This is a genomic window from Bradyrhizobium jicamae (assembly GCF_001440395.1).
GTDB lineage: Bacteria > Pseudomonadota > Alphaproteobacteria > Rhizobiales > Xanthobacteraceae > Bradyrhizobium > Bradyrhizobium jicamae.
Genome location: NZ_LLXZ01000064.1, coordinates 83,415 through 100,250, shown reverse-complemented (window position 1 = coordinate 100,250; position 16,836 = coordinate 83,415). Strand labels below are relative to the sequence as shown.

The following is a 16,836-nucleotide window of genomic DNA, read 5'->3' as shown; positions in this document are numbered from 1 at the left end:
CCTTCTATCGGTGATTGCTGATGCTGTTGCGTCCACTATCCAACTCCCGAAGGGTTGCCCACGGTGCGCTCCCGCAGGCCAAGCCTCTTGACCTCTGGTGATCGGGGAGTTGGAAAATCGAAGAAGCCGGCCCCTACGACCTTTAGTTCCGGAGAACCTGGACATACGTCGCAGGCTCCCCGACCATGATGGCCAAGGATTCGGTGGAGAGAGCGGCGGCACCGGCCGCTTGTTCAGGGGTTGCATGCCCCGGAGCGACGCGTATCGCTCGCAAGTATCTTAGAGGGTCACCTTTTGCCAATAGCGGAGTATCCACATTGCGTTGTGTGGGCCTTGGGGAATCTAATGAAACCAATGTCTAGGCGAATGCTAGAAGGGTTGCACGCTTGAGTCTATTTTTCTAAATTTCGTTAAAGTTGTACTTCACTGTGGGGGGCCTCAGATGGCGAAAAGAACAAAGAACACAAAAAAGGTCAGGAAGGCGAGACGAGCGGTGAAACCGGTCCAAAAAAAGGGAGCGCGGAGCAGAGCGCAGAGAACCGGCGAGACAGGTCCACGGAAGTCTTTGGAATTCCAACCGCACACCGGTGAAGTTGTGACGCAACCAGAACCGACAGCGCCTGTATCAAACCCAATCGACTTTCCTCCGCGCAGCGCAGCCGTCAGGAGGACGGATTTGGAGTTGCGTGCTCGGTATCCGCAGTTGCAAACCCGAATCTTCCAAGTCAGTCCCTTCAAATATGCGATCGTGTTTGATGCAGCCATCCTCGGAGCCGATCAAATACGCGGGGAGTTCGCAAATAGTATTCAACCTGCCGCGCTTTCCATCGAATTGTCCAATGACATTCCAACGAATTTCCTGCGCGAGATAGCGACTATTGCTGATCACCAAATAGCTTCGGGGTTTGCCGGGCTTCCGTTCAATCGAGACGACTTGCGTACCGTCTTATATGGCAAGTTCCCCTCGCTTCCCAGTCTCGTAAGGGTTGAGGACGTTGAGTCCCCCAGTATCACGCTTTGTTTTGAGCGCGAACTACTAGATGACGAGAAGCGATCAGTGGCGGCATTCTTTGAGCAATGGGAGGCAGGATGGCCGATTGAATTCGCCGTGGCATCATCCACAGGCGAAACAGCCGCGCCGGATTCGCCATTTGGCCGCGACATGCTTCGCATCAAACCGGTGCGGACGAGAACTGCTCTACCACGCTTCGTTCAGGAGGATGAGGCGTATTGGTTTGATCACGTTGATGCTCTTTTCGAGGGAAGCTTAAATCCTAACCGTGTGATTGATGTCGAGCGACTTGGAACAACTTGTTATGTCGATGCATCTAGTTTCCCACAAATCGACCTCCGACAGACAATACTTTGTTACGACACTGTTCTGATGTCGCCGCCGCTCATCGGTGATGGAGAGGAATCCTTCTGGCGCCGGCAGAGCCTCAGTCGAGACGATTTTGTTGAGCTTGCCGGCGCCGATCGCGTGCGCTTCGTGCTTCGTCAACCCGAAGAGCGCACTGATGTAGCCTTCCTCCATGCCGTTTACCAAGCGAACCCATCCGCAATTATTGGTCGGCGGAAGGCGTCGGCGCTTTTGGCCGCTGACCTTGTTCAAACGGCGGACGAATATCGATTTAATGGTGTTGCCGACCATGTCCCTGAGCTTGCTCGTCAAATGGCTCAAGAATTACACTTGTCGGAGTTGGAGATAATTCAACTTCTCCTTTGGCCGAGTTCTGCTCGACGGTCCTGCCTCTTGCCGCTTATGACGAGCGGACTAATGTCAATCGGCGCTTTTGGACAAGGTAGGCTTCTTGGCGATCAGATTCAGCGAGCGACGGGCCAAGACCTTCGACTGGAGGCATTTGTAGCAAGTGACGACGTTCACATTGCCCACGCTTTCAATGCCACGCTGATCCCGCCCCTGGAAGAGAAGAGCGGAATAATAATGCTTCGAAGGCTTGTGGGAGATAGGCTGAATTTCTACAGGGCCTGCAATACCCGAATCTTTGCTGCTTGGGCAACGAACGAGCGACGTCGAGAGGAGAAGATCAGGCTATTGCCGTCGATGCCAATCTTTGATTTCCCGCCTCATGCCAAGCTTCGTGATTTGATTAGCCTAACTTCGTATCAGTCCACACGGCGAAAAGGACGCGCATTGCTCTCTAGGCTATCCCAACTGCCGTTCGAAGAGCGTGAATCTGAGATAGAGCGGCTCTCTAAAGACCTGTACGAACTGGGAGTACGTAGAGAAAAGCGCGCTATGCTGCTCGACACGGCGGACGATGTAAAGGAGGTTGCTGGCGCTCTAATTGATCTTACATTGTTTCCAGTGCGAAGTGTCTGGAATCTTGTAAATAAGATTGTGGCGGTTGGACGCCGCATTCCTGCCCTCGATAACTTTATAGACGATCTCGAGCGAGATACTTTACCTCAACGCTTTCGCAACACCGATCTCGACTTTTTATCAAAGATTGAACGAGTAGCTGTCCTTCGAGAGCCAGTTCGCCCGGCCAGTGATTAGCATTTGAAAGTCATAGTCCGATGCGGACGCAAAAATGATTCTCTTGGGCTCTAGTCCGGAGCTGTGCGGTGAGTCGCCAATTCGTCAGTTGACCCACTCAATCATTCTATGCGCCGTACAATTGTTGTTGGAGAGCCTTTCTAAGAGTTCGATGTAGCGCAGGGCCAGTTCGTTTTGTTGCATCTCGGGCGGCAGTCGGTAAGTAAGATTCACCGCCAGTATGTCGCCTTTGCATCGGTCAGGGGTCCCAATAAACGTTGCGATAAGGCTGAGTGTTCGCGGGGTCATTTTCCAACCCAATGGCGGATTGATATAGCCCCAGGGCAATGACGTTTGGCGGACCTTGACGCCTGATGCGTGAATGCCCTGAATAGCCGAGGTTGCCCTCTGCTTCCGAGAATTCAACAGCGCTGTTACAGGTGCGCCCAATTCCGTGAGATCCCTTCGGGATAGACTGCCCCATATAGCCTTCGAGCGCAGAGTTTGTTCTTGTGTCACGCCGCCGACACCACCAATAATCAGCACGTGAAACTCAATGGCCATATCCGGCAACGCGACCGGCTTGCCACCAAAACCCGAGAGCCTAGGATTGCGATTTTTGTGTGCGATTAGCTCATAGAGCGCCGCCGCAACCTGCAACGCCGTTTCCCCTCCTGAGTTGTCGATAAATCCACCGTCAACAAACCGAACAGATCGCGTTGGTAGGATGAGCGGATCACCATCTGGTCCCTTGTCCCGCTCTACGAGGTAGCCCGATGGGCTTATTCCTGGAAATCTAGCACTCAGTCCTACAGCTGAACTTAGGGCTACATCGTAACGTCTTGAGAGAAAGCCGGTGCGACCAAAGAATGATTTAACGTACGAGGCTTCTCTTTCACTGATGCCGGGGCCTTCAAAGGGTGCGATGACAATTTGCTCTCCTGTTTCAACCGATGCCGTGTTGAGCAGCAACATGGGGGCATCACCTGATGCCGCCCAATGATCTCGAAATGGGCGAGTGAAGTAATTCGCAGTCGATGGCATCGCCTTTTCCCAGCTCTGCTCAATCGATTTGTCGAGAGCGCGCGCCCTATCTACCGACGTGATTGGAAAGGGGAGAAAGCGTTGCATAAAGTCAGGAAATAGCCCTGCAGCGAACAGTGGGGCAAGGTGATCGTCCAGAAGCATCTGTCGTACTTTGTCCTCCAGCGGCCCCGCTGGTGTCGTGTGATTGAAAGCGCATGTCTCGGCTGCGGCATTTCCCGATCCCTGGCGCAATTCAGTCCGCTGCTTTACGAGAGAAGAGATAAGCGCCGCGCCTAGACTTCCCCCTGACACAGCGCTGATCGCAAAAAGATGATGGGCGATCCGCGGGCAACGGTCGTATAATCTCGCAAGGAAGAGCGCCGTCTGGGCGCCCGCGAAGATGCCGCCGCCTTCTGCTGCCACGATAATGATTGGATAGGGGCGTCCCTTGAAACGTTCCTTAGCGTGCGCCGGCCTTTGCTGCAGCCAATCAGCAAACGCCTCCTCTAGATAGGGTAATCGGGAGTCGCCGCCACGAAGTGCGGCCCATCCCTTCTCCAAGTGTATACCCGCTAGTTTCTTCTCAAGGCCAACGTGCGGAAGGATGGTACCTGATGAGGGGTCTACCTTTTGCCATTTCAACGGCTCAACGAGCACGGTCGCAACCTCGTGATTATCGTTCAAGTTCCAGAACGAAAAAGTTACGGCTAACCCGAACAGTCCTCCGACCAGTGGATAGCCGGTTCTGTCCCCCAAGTCGGACAGAGCAGCGAAATGCAATGTAGCCAGAGCAAGGAAAAGAATGATCAGTGCCAGCGCTCCTAAGTACTGCGGCACTACAAACAAAACATTGAGCCAAGGCACTAGGTACGGAAGAGCGAAGACAATTGTGGCAAGGACAGTAATTGCAATGATCGTAAAGTAAAAACGCGAACTCGCGAAAGGCGGTCTTTTTGACATCGCGCCTCCGCGACCAACCAGATAACGTCTAATCAGCCGGGCTGGGTAGGGCGCTAATAGGAAAATGATTAAAACGATCGAAGCCCAACGAATGAAATGAAGCTTGATAACGGAAATCGGTGTCTCATTGGCAAGCTCAATGGGGAAGACACTGGAAATGTCCTGGTCAACTTGTTGCGCGTGCAGTTGCTGTATGGCTTGGAAGTCTGAGGTCATCACTCCTGTAACGCCTGCAGTGAGGCCTAACTGCAGCATCAAAATAGGCGCGATGACTGTGACTATGGACGTTATTCGGAAAACGATATGGCCGCGTCTATTGCCAAATTTGTCAAGATAGTTGCTCCTCTTGAGTTCTAGAAGCAGCAATATTGATGCAGTAAGGGCGATGAGGAATAGCAAACTAAATGCTAGCTGGATCCAACTGGCCAAACCGGGGCTTAGAATGTCGGCATAGAGCTCCTGTACCTGTTGAGGCCAGCTTAGGATGATCGAAGCCATGAGGGCGACAATCAACACGTGTCGAAATGATACTAGAGCCTTTAGGAAAGCATCGATGTAGGAAATTACAGCGGACCATAGCAATCGGCCCCAAGCTGTGAGCCTCCAGAACGCCTTGACCCCTAGCGCGGCTAATTGACTTATTTCACGAAGCAGTGCTGACGAAAGGGCTTGGAGCTTTGGTTGAAGTGATATGACGTACGAAGTTGCGGCGGACCATAGCAATCGGCCCCAAGCTGTGAGCCTCCAGAACGCCTTGACCCCTACCGTAGCTAATTGACTTACTTCGCGAAGCAGTGCGGACAAAAAGGCTTGGAGCTTTTGTCGAAACGATACTGAAGCCTTTAGGAACGCAGCATTGATGTACGAAATTGCACCGGACCATAGCAATCGGCCCCAAGCTGTGAGACTCCAGAACGCTTTGACTAATTGGTTTACTTCGCGAAGTAACAAAGACAAAAGAGCTCGGAGCTTTGCAGGCAGTGACATGTATCGCATAGTAGGAGCTCGCCTGGTTTCTTAAAATGAAACGCGCGAAAATCGGACTACCGCGGGCACGACCTGATCCTAAATTAGTCTGTATCCGGGGAAAATGCTACCTACTTGTTATCAGCACTACCAAAGGTAGATCGTACACGAAACTTGTCGATAGAATGCGGTCTTTCCGCGCGATACCTCGCACAACTGCCATGAGCAACCCGCACCGACTCTGTCAGCGGGCGAGCAAGAATCTGGGCCATTGACAAGGTACTGTCTTCACTCTGGTGCGTCCTGCATGGCAAGCTCTTCGTAAAGGCTCGGGCATCGACCGCCTATCTCGTGGGGAGCGACTGCAAGAGAAGGCGAGCCTCCTTTCGGGAACGAACTTTTGTGGCGATCAGCTACGTGTCATTGCGCTGGCCTTCAGAATTGCAGCCGTAGCTAATCGCTTGTGCTTACGCCGCAACTCTGTTCCGGCTCTGAGGTTTTCCTGAGAGGACCGACCTTACCTAGCAACTTGGATTCGTTCAGATGGCCTAAGTGCGCTGGCTCTATCTGCCATCGCGTTCGCCAGTGGCTTGGAGTGCAATGGAGATGGCCTTATCGATGGCCCGCAATTCGCTTCAGGCAATCGCTGCCAATAACGTTTGGAGATGTTGAAGGGCCACCACGACTACTGACGGCGGTTGGCTCCAATCCTCGCTTACCGGGTCAAGATGATTATTGACCAACTGGCATTCGCGCAGCGTGGGGCGGAAGCAAGCTTTCGCTCTCTGACAGCATTTCTCGCCGGAAGGTCAACGGAGCTGCCGATGGTCGCCGGCTTCGATCAGCATGTGCAGGGAGTGAGCAATTGGGCGCATGGTTGCTGGTCCTAGGTTTCGGGTTGATAGCTGGGGGCGCTTCATTGAATGCGTATCTTTGTTTGGTCGATCTGAAATCAGCGCCGACAGAATTCGCCGTCGCGCGATGCTACGAGCGGCCGGTGTGTACGGCGTCACCGTTGAGGGCAGGCGTTAGGGGCGGCGTTGGGGTACGTTAGTTACCCTGGATCATAAAACTCAGCAATTTCAATTGCTTTGAATGCCTGGAGAAGATTGGCTGGGGAACCTGGATTCGAACCAAGACAAACAGAGTCAGAGTCCATAGAGTATTGTTGAAATCATTAGAGAATTCTGCAAATCCGTTGCGCTTCTGTTGCGCCTTCCTGCAATTCCGCTACACTCCCCAGCATTCAACAGCATTGCGGGGAATTCCGTGTCCATTCGAAAGCGCGTTCTGAAAAACAGCACCGTCTACATTGCGCAATATTCGACCAATGAGAAGGACGCCCGCGGCAAGCGGCGCCGCTATGCCCCTTCGTTCGCCACTCGCAAAGAAGCGGTCGCGCATTTGGCGAGCGTTGCGGTCGACATTTCGAAGGGCGTGCACGTCCCTGCATCCAAATCAATCACTGTCACAGAGGCTGGACGAAACTGGATTGACGCGTGCGCCGATCTTGAGCGCACGACTCGTGACGGGTACGAGCAACATTTGACCCTGCACATTGAGCCGTATCTCGGTGGCGTGAAATTGTCGGCCTTGACGGTCGCAACCATTCGCGATTGGCAGGACAAACTTCGCAAGGGTGTGCCGGCGCCGGGACAGGAAACAGCCGAGCCGCGCACTGCTGATATGGTGAAGCGCGTCACCGGCTCGCTTGGCTCGCTGCTCGCCGACGCACAAGAGCGTGGCCATGTTGGCGTCAACGTCGTTCGGAGCCTTAAGGCAAACCGCAAGCGTGGCAAGGAACGCAAGGCGGAGCGGCGCGCTAAAGGTAAATTGAAAATCGGCGTCGACATTCCCACACCGGCAGAAATCGACGCCGTGTTGAAAGTGGCCGATGGCAGATGGCGCCCGCTGTTGCTGGTAGCCATTCGCTGCGGCCTGCGTGCATCGGAGCTGCGCGGCCTGCGATGGGAGGATGTCGATTTCAAAAAGGGAGAACTGCACGTTCGACAACGCGCCGATGCCTATAACGAAATCGGGCCGCCCAAGTCGGAATCCGGGGAGCGCACTGTGCCGATCCCACCGACCACGTTGGCCGCTTTGCGAGAGTGGAAGCTTAAATGCCCGCGGCGCGATACCGGGCGCAGGGATGCGCACGGCAAGCCGGTGACCGACGTGCATTACGTTTTCCCCAACGGATCCGGCAACGTTGAATCGCACGCCAACATCGTTACGCGCGGGCTTGGCCCGATCATGATCAAGGCCAACGTGACCGCACCCAAGCGTGACGAGAATGGGAAGGTCGTTCACGACGAGCGCGGCAAGACTGTGCTGACGGCGAAATATTCGGGCTTGCACGCGATGCGTCACCACTTTGCTAGTTGGTGCGTCAACCGCAAGATCGATGGCGGATTGGAATTGCCGCTTAAGATCGTGAGTGAACGCCTCGGGCACAGCAACATCGCGATCACGAGTGATCTTTATTCGCACTTGTTTCCGCGCGGAGATGACTCCGCAGAGCTTGCGGCAGCAGAGGGTGCGCACGGGTGACGGACGAAGAATCTCCAAATGCGATCAAACCGTTACGATAAACGCAGGCGATGCCTGTCAACAAATAAGTGAACTAAATCAATAGGTTAACGTGCCGTTCATTTGACATTCCCGCGGAATCTGATAAGTTCACCGTAGAGCCAATGGCGTACGCGCCATTACGTAACCCGGCCCGCCAATTCCCTCTGGGAGTTGCGCGGGCTTTTTTGTGCCTAGCCGTAGGGGTTTCATTGTGAGCACTGACCAACGTAAGATTGTTTGGGGCGCGAAGGCGATCGCCGAAGTGATTGACCGCCCCGTGAAAGCGACGTTCGCCGCGCTCGAAGCCGGCAAAATCCCTGGCGCTAAAAAAGTCGCCGGCAGGTGGGGACTCGATCCGCGAGTCTTTTTCGCCGCGTTCGAAAACGCCGCGGCTGCCTGAGATCGAATTTAAGCGACAGCGCATCGCTCGAACCAATCATCACACGCGCAAAACGGAAGGACTAAACCACAATGTCTGCAGAACTCGACAGCATCACCACCGGCGGCAACAGAAAGCTTGTCGCCGCTCAACTGCACCATGCCGAACGCACGGGCGCCGGTCAGGTCGCGGCCTTTACGGTCGAATGCGACAGGATCGCGGCCAGCGTGAACGCGGATTACGACAATCTATTCGCGCGTACGGGCGAGAGCGTCACCACTGCCAAGAGCACATTCGCGACCAAGGTCACGGCCTGCAAGACCGCCGCGACGAACGCCGGCAAAGTCGAACCGCCGAGCGCGGCCTGATCTCCCCATCCACCGCCAACCAGAAAGACAACTACCAATGGACGTTTTTCAGAAGCTCCACAACGACCTGAGCGCCACCACTTCCGAACACGTGCCAGTCCGGAAGATGGCACAAATGGCAAAGCAAACTATCCTCGATCGTATCGACGCGCAGGGCGACGCCGCGTCGATCAATGCGGACAAGGAATTGTCCACCGAACTCAAGGCCGCCGCGCGTCGCCACAAGATGACCGCGCACATGGAGAAAAGCCGCGGGCTCGAATCTGCGATCAAGGAAGCCGAGACCACTTTGGTTGCGTCGTTGCCGCCGCTCGAACAGCCGACCACGGCCGGCGGTGCGCAAGTGGATGCTGAATTGCGTGCCAATTTCCGCGCGCTATCGGAGGACAAGCAGGAAGTGTTGCTTAAGAGTTCGCCGGCCACTCGCCTGGCACTCGCGCGTAGCCCCCGCGAACTGACCGGCCTCGGCGAACTGCACCACAATCGCATCGTCGACGAAGTGCGCCGCGCCACCTATCCGGATGAGATGGCGAAATTCGACGCCGATCGCGCTGTGATCGAAGCGGCGAAGCAGGTGCAAGGGGCGCATCGCGAGACGGTTCGTTCGCTGTTCGGCCTCGCGATCGAAACCCACGTCATGAAGATTGCGTAGAGCTACGGCGGTTTTTCCTGCCGGTTGCCGCCGATGTGGCGCGGGCCGTTTAGGTGCCTTGAACCCTTTTTGGCCCGCTGCCGCCACCCATCCAATCCCCCTGATAGAGGAATTCGACGTGAATCAAGGACGAGTTTTGAACTGGAATCCGGATCGATTTTTCGGGTTCATTCGCAATGACAATGAACGCGAGGCAGACGTGTTTTGCCATGGTAGTGCCTTGCCCCGCGGCGTTGACGAATTGAAGCCGGGCGACCGCGTTTCGTTCGATACGGAAATCAGCAAGCGCACCGGCAAAATGCAAGCCACCAACGTGCGAGTGCTCCCGTGAGTGAACAAGGTGTTGTCCGGTTCTTCGACCAGGAGCGCAATTTCGGCTTTGCCACTCGCGACGGCGGCGGCCCAGATGTTTATTTGCACGCGAAACAGTGCCCCGACAGCATGCTCCAAAAGGGCGACCGCATCGAATTCGAGGCTGTGCACGACGCCGCCCGCGGCACGTATTGGGCAAAAGCCATCCGGGTTTTGTGACCATGAGCAGCGAAATCGACGCGGCCGTCGAGCACGCCTATCAGCTTTTCCAGCGGCACTGCGAGCAATACCGCGCGGAAATCGTTGTCGAGCCTTCGGCGTGGATTCGACGTTGCCGGGAATTGTTCGAAAATCTCGAATGGTTGACGTTTTGCCAGCAGCACCCCTTGGCGCCCAAGCCGCGACGACCATTGCCGCCACCACCGCCTATGGTACCGCCGTCGCGGTTTAGGCGCTGACACAAAAGAAAACCCCGCCGGGCAAGGGCGGGGCTTCAACATCTTGTGGCCTGGCGGGCCGAAACTACCAAGGAATGATGAATGTCATATAATGAATCTGCTGTCGCGTCAACGGATTTTTTCGATGAGCGTTGTCTTGAATGGGCCGAACGGCGCAAGCTTTGGCTTTTCCCGGTCTATGCCCATAGCAAGAATCCCGCGTACAAATGGAAAACTGAATCGTCACCGGACCGCAAGCAGTGGGAAGCGTGGCTTGCCGAAGGCTACATGCTCGGCATCAATGCGTTCATGTCGGGGAAGCTGTTGCTCGACCTCGACGTGGGGCACGTTGGTCAGGAACTAGCCCTTATTGCCTTTGCCGATTTCCTCGCCGAGATCGGTTCTCCCTGGCTTGAAGCTTACTGCATCTCGCCGAGCGGCGGCTATCATTTCATGGTGGACCGTCCCGCCGACGTTGATCCCGAGCAGATAAGGGGCCTTTGGAAACCGCGCATGACGTCGCACGCGCGCCCGCTTGCCGATGGCGAAAAGGACCGCGAGTTAATCAGCGTGCGCAACCGTGGCTATTGTGTCGCGCCCGGCTCGGCATTCGGCGCAAAGCGTTACGTGCTGACCAACTCGGCGGACAAGCAATATGACTGCACGCCCGGATTGCTAGAAAAGATGCAATTGCCCGTTGTCGAGTATCAAGCGGGCACGGCCGGACAGAGCGACCCCGACGATATCGCTGCGGTGATTGCTGCGCTCGATGCGCGCGGCGAATTCGACGATGAAGAAAGCTGGAAATTCACCGGGCTAGGCGCAATCAAACTGGCGCTTGGCGATACCGAAACGGCCCGCGAAGTTGCGCGGCAAATAACATGGAAAGACGTTGACGAGGACGAATTCCTTTACCAGTGGGACCGAATGGATGCCGCCGAAAGGCCCGGCAAGAGTTATCGGCGGGTTGGCACGCTGATCAGGCGCGCCGAGCAATTGACCGGCCGAAAATTCCACGTTCGCAAATCGGCCGCAGCGATATTCGCAGGCGTTGCCACCATGGTCTCGCCGCCGCTGGCGCCTGGACAGATTCCGCCGTGCCCGGTCCCCTTGCCGCCCCCTCCCGGTGGTGCGCTCATGCCGCGCGGCGGTACGCTCATGGGACCGCGCGGCGAAGTGCTTCCGATGGACGCCGACGATAGTCTGGCGCTGGATTTTGCAGGCGAGCACGTCAGAGAACTGCGACACTGCGAAGAGTGGGGCAGGTGGCTGCGGTGGGACGGTGCCCGATGGCAAACCGATAAGACGGCCCGCGCCTATAATCTTGTTCGCGAACATCTCCGCAAAATGGGCAGCGGCATGCATCTGCAGGATGCGCGCAAAATCCTGTCCGCGAAAACCGTCGCGGCCGTCGAACGTATGGCCAAGACGGATCCCCGCATTGCCACCGAGGCCGCTATCTGGGACGCTGACCCGTGGCTATTGAATACGCCCGGCGGCGTCATTGACCTGCGCACATGTGTCATTCGCGAATCTCGCCCCGACGACCACATGACTAAATCAACCGCCGTTGCAGCCGGTGGCGATTGCCCGACATGGAAGGCGTTCCTGCACAAGTCTCTTGCCGGCGATGCCGAGCTAATCGGCTTTGTCCAACGAATGCTTGGCTACGCGTTGACAGGTGACACTCGCGAGCAGGTGCTTTTCTTCCTGTATGGCCAAGGCGGCAACGGCAAAGGCGTTTTGCTCAACACCGTGGCGGGCATCCTGGCCGACTATGCCAAGACCGCGCCCATGGCGACGTTTACGGACAGCGCGAACGCTGGCGACCGTCACCCGACCGACCTAGCCGGACTGCGCGGCTCGCGGTTCGTCATGGCCAGCGAGACAGAGAAAGGCCGGAAATGGGCAGAGTCTAAAATCAAATCTCTGACAGGTGGCGACCCGATATCGGCGCGCTTCATGGGCCGGGACTTTTTCGAGTATATCCCAACGTTCAAGCTGATCATTGCCGGAAATCACAAGCCCCGCCTTAGCACCGTCGACGAGGCAATCCGCCGGCGCATGAACATGATTCCTTTCACCGTCCAAATTCCTGCCGCAGAACGCGACGCGGCGCTGCCTGAAAGGCTCAAAGCCGAATGGGGCGGCATCCTGCAATGGATGGTGGAAGGCTGCTTGGCGTGGCAGCGGGACGGCTTGCAACCACCTGCGGCGGTTCGGGCGGCAACGGAAGAATACCTGTCCGGCCAAGATGCGTTGGCAACTTGGTTGGACGAACGGTGCGAGCAGGCGATAGGCACATGGGCAGCCCGCACAGAATTGTTTGCGTCATGGTCGGGATGGGCCAACAACGCCCGCGAGCGAATCGGAAACGCAACCGAGTTTTACGAGGCGCTGGCGAGTAAGGGCTTTGAGGCATCGGGCAGGAATGGCGCTCGCGGATTCAAAGGCGTTCGGTTGCGGCCAATCACAATGCCGCCGGTGCCGGAACGGTAAAATGATGTACGGGTAGCAGGAGTAGCACATCTCTGGATTCCAGACGTCAGCGCCTAGACGCTTAGAATCTGAGGAAGTGCTACTCCTGCTACCTCACTTCCGTGTTGACTGGATTGCACAATGGAAACCCGCGTCCATCACGCCCTGGCCCCGCGGTGATGATGGCAATGGAAATAAGCAACACGCGTGTAATTTGTTTACATAACTATTTGTAATTGCATTACTTTTTGAATTGTGCCATGGTTGTCGCGCGGCCAACGACGGAGAACACCACATGGAAATCGAACAGACATTTGCGGCGGCCGTGGCAAACGCTCACGGCATGGCCAAGATCGTGAACAGTGCCGCTATTCCGCAGAGCGCGTCCGATCAAGTTGCAGCGGCGTTGGCTGAACTGTGGGAAGCTGGCCGGGTGGCCGGCATGACAGGCGCCGACATTCAGGTGATCGCCGATCGTCACGTCTATTGGGACGATGACGGCGAACCGTGGCCACGACCGCCCGGCAGCAACGTGGTGCCGTTCCGTCGATAGGTGGGCAATGAGTGAACGAGAAGATTTCGAAGCATTCCTTCGGGAGTGGACCGAAGCGAACATCGGCAGTCTGGGTGACATGACCGATCCGAGCGACCATCAGTACTATTACAAGCGTCGCGCCGAGCAACTGCAAGAGGATGCTGCTGCGAAAGGCTACAGCGTGCAGATCAGACGCTTAGGGCTGAGCTATGCTTGCGGACTGCGTGAATACATTGAAGGGGTCTGCAAGCGTCGCTACTGATTATTAAAACGCGCTCGTTTTCGGCCCTGTTTGCGCGCAGTTTCGAAGCATTCAGGGCCGAATATCGGATTGTATATCCGTTACTCGTCGAAATATATCAATTGTATGATCACACCCGAACCCGGCAAGCCCGGCCGCGGCAACTGCCAAGTCTGTCAATCCCCGCATCGGCATTCCGTTGACGTAGCGTTGGCGCATGGCCTTGGCCACGACGCCATTGCAAAGCGGTTCGGACTGTCACCGCATAGCGTACAGCGGCACGGCAAGAACCACCTATCGCCCCAGATGATGGCGGCCGTACAGCACGCGCTACACCCCAGCGCGGTCGACCTGGACGCGCTCAAGGTAAGCGAGGGCGAGAACCTGCTGCACCACCTCGTGCATCAGCGTGCGCGGCTCGCCAGCCACATCGAACTAGCCGTCGAGACCGGGGACGCGAGCGCGGCCATTCGCGGCGAGGGCGCCGTGACGGCTAACCTGCAGCTCGTCAGCAAGCTGCTTGGCGTTTTGGTCAACGTCACCGAACAGCGCCACCAGCACCTGTTGACGCATCCCGACTATCTCCGCTTGCGCGAAGTGCTGCTCAAGGCCCTGGCGCCGTTCCCAGAGGCGCGCATAGCCGTTGGCCGTGCACTGGCTGGCATCGAGACGCAGGCCGCGGAGGACATCACCAGTAGGGCCCGCAAGCCCGCCAAGGTGATAGAGGCCATGCCGGTTGCGGCGCCACCCGTTATCGAGGCCACGCCAACCAAGTTGCCACCGTGCCCGGTCCCGCTGCCATGAGCCAAATGGCCAAGGCCCTAGCCTATGCGTGCGACCCGGCATTGCTCGCCGCTGACGCGGATATCGCCCTAGACCCGTGGCAAGAGCAGTTCGTGCGCTCCACCGCGCCGCAGACGATCATGCTCGTTCCTCGCCAACACGGCAAAACCGAAGCGGCCGTCGTCAAGGCCCTGTCTGTGGCCACGACCGAACCGGATAGCCTCGTGCTGGCTATCGCGCCGGCGCAGCGCCTGTCCGATGAATTCGTGCTGCGCTGCCGCCGCACCTACAATCGGATCAAGGACGCGCCCGCCCTGGTGGGCGACGCCGCGCGCCGCATTGGGTTCGAGAACGGCAGCCGCATGCTGGCACTACCCGGAGACAATGACGGCGACACGCTGCGCGGCTTGGCAAATGTGCGCCTGGCGATCGTCGACGAGACGGCAAGATGCAGTGACGAGTTGATAGCGGCGCTCAGGCCCATGCTGGCGACGAATCCCAAGGCGCAGCTCGTTTATCTGTCGACCCCCGCCGGCCGCCGCGGAACGTATTACGAGACGTGGACAAACAACGATCCAGATTGGGACCGGATCCACATTAAGCTCGGATCGTGCCCGCGCATCACTCCGGAATTCCTGGCGCGTGAACGCAAGAATTTGGGCGAGTCCCGGTTCGCCGAGGAATACGGTTGTGAATTCCTCGATAGCGACACCGCTGCTTTCAACACGTCGATAATCGAGGCGGCATTTTCAACAAAGGTCAAAGCGCTATGGAGATGACGACAGAGCTAGAACAGCGCAGTTGGCGCCGTCAGTACGTCAAGGCGCGACACGAATGGATTGTGGCTGCCGATATCGGCCAGTCTGTAGACCCGACTGCGGTTTGTGCTCTGGAACACATCGTGCGCGGCACTGGAAAAATGATTCCCGACGAGGCATCAAAGGTGCTGCGGCAAGAGCGCATCGAGAGTTTTCATGTTCGGCACTTAGAGCGATTGCCATTGGGCACGCCGTACCCGGCGCAAATCCAGCATGTGGCTAACCTGCTGGCGAGGGATCCGCTTGTGGGTGCGCATTTCGTGCTGGATTATACCGGCGTCGGCCGGCCGGTGTTCGATATGTTTCAGCGCGCCGGCTTGCGGCCGCATGGTGTGCTGATAACCGCGGGATTTGAGACGACGAGCAACGGCACGATTTTCCATGTGCCCAAGCAAACCCTGATTTCGCAACTGGAAGCGCGGCTTCATTCGGGTGAACTGAAAATCGCCGCTGATATCGCGGATGCCGGCGCGCTCGCCGAGGAACTCAAGGACTTCGCCCGCAAGGTATCGGAAAGCGGTCGCGTCACCTTCAATGCGCGATCGGGAAGCCATGACGACTTGGTGCTTGCGGTCGCCATAGCCCTGTTTTTTGCCCTTGGCAGAAATAGCACTGAGAAATGGGAATTGCGGCTTTAGCGCCGGTTGCCGCCCAACAGTGCCGTGCCGGATCGGCGGTTTTTTGCGTTGAGATCGTGCCGAATTTCCCGGGACTTTCCGCATGCCGTGTCCGTACACTTCCACACTTCGCGGTCGCCGTGCATGTCAACTCTGTCGAGGCGGAATGATTGAGCACCGCAGAACGGGCATACATCGCCGGGTCGCTTGCCGTTTAGCATTGCCTCAAGGGCGGCAACCTTCTCTTCGAGCGCCTTGGTTCGGTCGGGTATTGTTCCAAGCTCTTTCCAAAGTGGAACGTCGTTGAGCCATTTTCTTACGTCATCCAAAACACCCATGCGCATATCCTCAAGGTTTTTTCAATGCTTTCAACTTACTCACGAGGCTGGTGTATTGATAAACCGCTTTTAGCAATTCCTTAGCCAGTTCGATGGCCAAGGCTGACTCGTCTAGGCCGATGGCGTTGTAATTGTTCGCTTTAACGTGCGCAGCATCATTGCCCAACAACCGAAGCTCGTCCGCGGCATCGAGCAGTTCTTTGGGGACCACCACGCTCTGGCTTAGTTTGGCCAACCGTTGCTTTAAATCGCCGCCGTTGGCTTGCTTATCATCGCAAAGCTCTTCAAGAACTCTCCGGACCATCAGGGCGCTAGCTTTGTAGCAACCCGCCGCGTGAGATTTGATTGCCTCTTCCAGAGAATCCAAAATATTCGGCGGAAGATCCGTCGAGTCGAAGTCGATAGTTTCTGGAGGATAACTTTCGATCAAATGGCCATTGCGCAAGACGACTTGCACTAAGCCGCGGCATTCGTTGTTGGGGCATACGCGGGCGCCGGCTGAAAAGCCGGTTGGCGCAAGCTTGCCACCTTGGTTTTTGACGCCTTCGATCCAAGCGACGTCATTGCAATTCTTGACGGCGTTAAATGCGCCTTGATGGCGACAATGCGGACATCGGAGATTGACGACTGTGGGATTTCCAGGCTGCGGGTCGATCAGTTTGTGAATTGTCATGTTGATCTCGGTCGAATCATCAACCGATGGTGGCACGGCGTATCCAAACTACTGAGTAACTATTTCGACCGTCCCCCGTAATCCACATAGCACACTCACATGTTGCGCCTCATGTTGCGCCGATTTGCCGGGAATGCAGGGGAATCGCTGAAAACGCTATGGAATTTGGCGCAACAGGCGCA

16 protein-coding genes are annotated in these 16,836 nt (G+C 56.6%); 13 read left to right on the top strand and 3 right to left on the bottom strand.

Features of this window, described 5'->3' with window-relative positions; translation table 11 throughout:
* Positions 1-676: 676 nt before the first annotated feature.
* Positions 677-2,521, top strand: a complete 1,845-nt coding sequence (locus tag CQ12_RS10735) for a hypothetical protein (protein ID WP_057835275.1) — start codon at positions 677-679, stop codon at positions 2,519-2,521.
* Positions 2,522-2,605: 84 nt separating this feature from the next.
* On the opposite strand, the gene CQ12_RS10730 is transcribed toward CQ12_RS10735, so the two are convergent.
* Positions 2,606-5,482 (bottom strand): hypothetical protein, encoded by a 2,877-nt coding sequence (locus CQ12_RS10730; protein ID WP_157088125.1) that lies wholly within the window; start codon positions 5,480-5,482, stop codon positions 2,606-2,608.
* Between the two features lie 1,239 nt (positions 5,483-6,721).
* Between CQ12_RS10730 and CQ12_RS10725 the strand changes: the two genes are divergently transcribed.
* The 12 genes from CQ12_RS10725 (at position 6,722) to CQ12_RS10670 (ending at position 15,664) form a co-directional block, all read left to right on the top strand.
* Positions 6,722-8,002: a tyrosine-type recombinase/integrase gene (locus tag CQ12_RS10725; protein WP_057835273.1), complete on the top strand. Its 1,281-nt coding sequence runs from the start codon at positions 6,722-6,724 to the stop codon at positions 8,000-8,002.
* Between the two features lie 232 nt (positions 8,003-8,234).
* A complete protein-coding gene (locus CQ12_RS10720; protein WP_057835272.1) occupies positions 8,235-8,423 on the top strand; it encodes a hypothetical protein in 189 nt (62 codons plus the stop codon).
* A gap of 71 nt (positions 8,424-8,494) precedes the next feature.
* Positions 8,495-8,770 carry a hypothetical protein gene (locus tag CQ12_RS10715; RefSeq protein WP_057835271.1) on the top strand — a complete coding sequence of 92 codons (276 nt, stop codon included), beginning with the start codon at positions 8,495-8,497 and terminating at the stop codon, positions 8,768-8,770.
* A gap of 115 nt (positions 8,771-8,885) precedes the next feature.
* Positions 8,886-9,422, top strand: a complete 537-nt coding sequence (locus tag CQ12_RS10710; protein ID WP_157088124.1) for a hypothetical protein — start codon at positions 8,886-8,888, stop codon at positions 9,420-9,422.
* A 118-nt stretch (positions 9,423-9,540) separates the two neighbouring features.
* A complete protein-coding gene (locus CQ12_RS10705) occupies positions 9,541-9,753 on the top strand; it encodes a cold-shock protein (protein WP_057835269.1) in 213 nt (70 codons plus the stop codon).
* Complete coding sequence (locus CQ12_RS10700; protein ID WP_057835268.1) at positions 9,750-9,953, top strand: cold-shock protein; 204 nt, start codon at positions 9,750-9,752, stop codon at positions 9,951-9,953. Before CQ12_RS10705 ends, CQ12_RS10700 begins: the two co-directional genes overlap by 4 nt.
* Positions 9,954-10,273: 320 nt before the next feature.
* Positions 10,274-12,670: a phage/plasmid primase, P4 family gene (locus CQ12_RS10695; protein ID WP_057835267.1), complete on the top strand. Its 2,397-nt coding sequence runs from the start codon at positions 10,274-10,276 to the stop codon at positions 12,668-12,670.
* 274 nt (positions 12,671-12,944) lie between these two features.
* A complete protein-coding gene (locus CQ12_RS10690; RefSeq protein ID WP_057835266.1) occupies positions 12,945-13,202 on the top strand; it encodes a hypothetical protein in 258 nt (85 codons plus the stop codon).
* A gap of 7 nt (positions 13,203-13,209) precedes the next feature.
* Positions 13,210-13,446 (top strand): hypothetical protein, encoded by a 237-nt coding sequence (locus tag CQ12_RS10685; RefSeq protein ID WP_057835265.1) that lies wholly within the window; start codon positions 13,210-13,212, stop codon positions 13,444-13,446.
* A gap of 105 nt (positions 13,447-13,551) precedes the next feature.
* The gene (locus tag CQ12_RS10680) at positions 13,552-14,229 is read left to right on the top strand and encodes a hypothetical protein (protein ID WP_057835264.1); all 678 of its coding nucleotides are present in this window, start codon (positions 13,552-13,554) and stop codon (positions 14,227-14,229) included.
* Between the two features lie 5 nt (positions 14,230-14,234).
* The gene (locus CQ12_RS10675) at positions 14,235-14,987 is read left to right on the top strand and encodes a terminase large subunit domain-containing protein (protein WP_057835263.1); all 753 of its coding nucleotides are present in this window, start codon (positions 14,235-14,237) and stop codon (positions 14,985-14,987) included.
* Positions 14,978-15,664: a hypothetical protein gene (locus tag CQ12_RS10670; RefSeq protein WP_245309843.1), complete on the top strand. Its 687-nt coding sequence runs from the start codon at positions 14,978-14,980 to the stop codon at positions 15,662-15,664. Before CQ12_RS10675 ends, CQ12_RS10670 begins: the two co-directional genes overlap by 10 nt.
* Here the strand turns inward: CQ12_RS10670 and CQ12_RS10665 are convergent.
* Together CQ12_RS10665 and CQ12_RS10660 are read right to left on the bottom strand one after the other, a co-directional pair.
* On the bottom strand, positions 15,661-15,981 hold the full coding sequence (locus CQ12_RS10665) for a hypothetical protein (protein ID WP_157088122.1): 321 nt from the start codon (positions 15,979-15,981) through the stop codon (positions 15,661-15,663). The genes CQ12_RS10670 and CQ12_RS10665 overlap by 4 nt on opposite strands.
* Positions 15,982-15,991: 10 nt before the next feature.
* The gene (locus CQ12_RS10660) at positions 15,992-16,654 is read right to left on the bottom strand and encodes a DUF4145 domain-containing protein (RefSeq protein ID WP_057835261.1); all 663 of its coding nucleotides are present in this window, start codon (positions 16,652-16,654) and stop codon (positions 15,992-15,994) included.
* Positions 16,655-16,836 lie beyond the last annotated feature (182 nt).

What these genes read in the sequence shown, in the direction of transcription:
- CQ12_RS10685 (WP_057835265.1), top strand. Translation starts at nt 13,210, where the DNA reads ATGAGTGAACGAGAAGATTTCGAAGCATTCCTTCGGGAGTGGACCGAA.
- CQ12_RS10690 (WP_057835266.1), top strand. Translation starts at nt 12,945, where the DNA reads ATGGAAATCGAACAGACATTTGCGGCGGCCGTGGCAAACGCTCACGGC.
- CQ12_RS10695 (WP_057835267.1), top strand. Translation starts at nt 10,274, where the DNA reads ATGTCATATAATGAATCTGCTGTCGCGTCAACGGATTTTTTCGATGAG.
- CQ12_RS10670 (WP_245309843.1), top strand. Translation starts at nt 14,978, where the DNA reads ATGGAGATGACGACAGAGCTAGAACAGCGCAGTTGGCGCCGTCAGTAC.
- CQ12_RS10730 (WP_157088125.1), bottom strand. Translation starts at nt 5,482, where the DNA reads ATGCGATACATGTCACTGCCTGCAAAGCTCCGAGCTCTTTTGTCTTTG.
- CQ12_RS10715 (WP_057835271.1), top strand. Translation starts at nt 8,495, where the DNA reads ATGTCTGCAGAACTCGACAGCATCACCACCGGCGGCAACAGAAAGCTT.
- CQ12_RS10665 (WP_157088122.1), bottom strand. Translation starts at nt 15,981, where the DNA reads ATGGGTGTTTTGGATGACGTAAGAAAATGGCTCAACGACGTTCCACTT.
- CQ12_RS10680 (WP_057835264.1), top strand. Translation starts at nt 13,552, where the DNA reads ATGATCACACCCGAACCCGGCAAGCCCGGCCGCGGCAACTGCCAAGTC.
- CQ12_RS10710 (WP_157088124.1), top strand. Translation starts at nt 8,886, where the DNA reads ATGGCAAAGCAAACTATCCTCGATCGTATCGACGCGCAGGGCGACGCC.
- CQ12_RS10675 (WP_057835263.1), top strand. Translation starts at nt 14,235, where the DNA reads ATGGCCAAGGCCCTAGCCTATGCGTGCGACCCGGCATTGCTCGCCGCT.
- CQ12_RS10660 (WP_057835261.1), bottom strand. Translation starts at nt 16,654, where the DNA reads ATGACAATTCACAAACTGATCGACCCGCAGCCTGGAAATCCCACAGTC.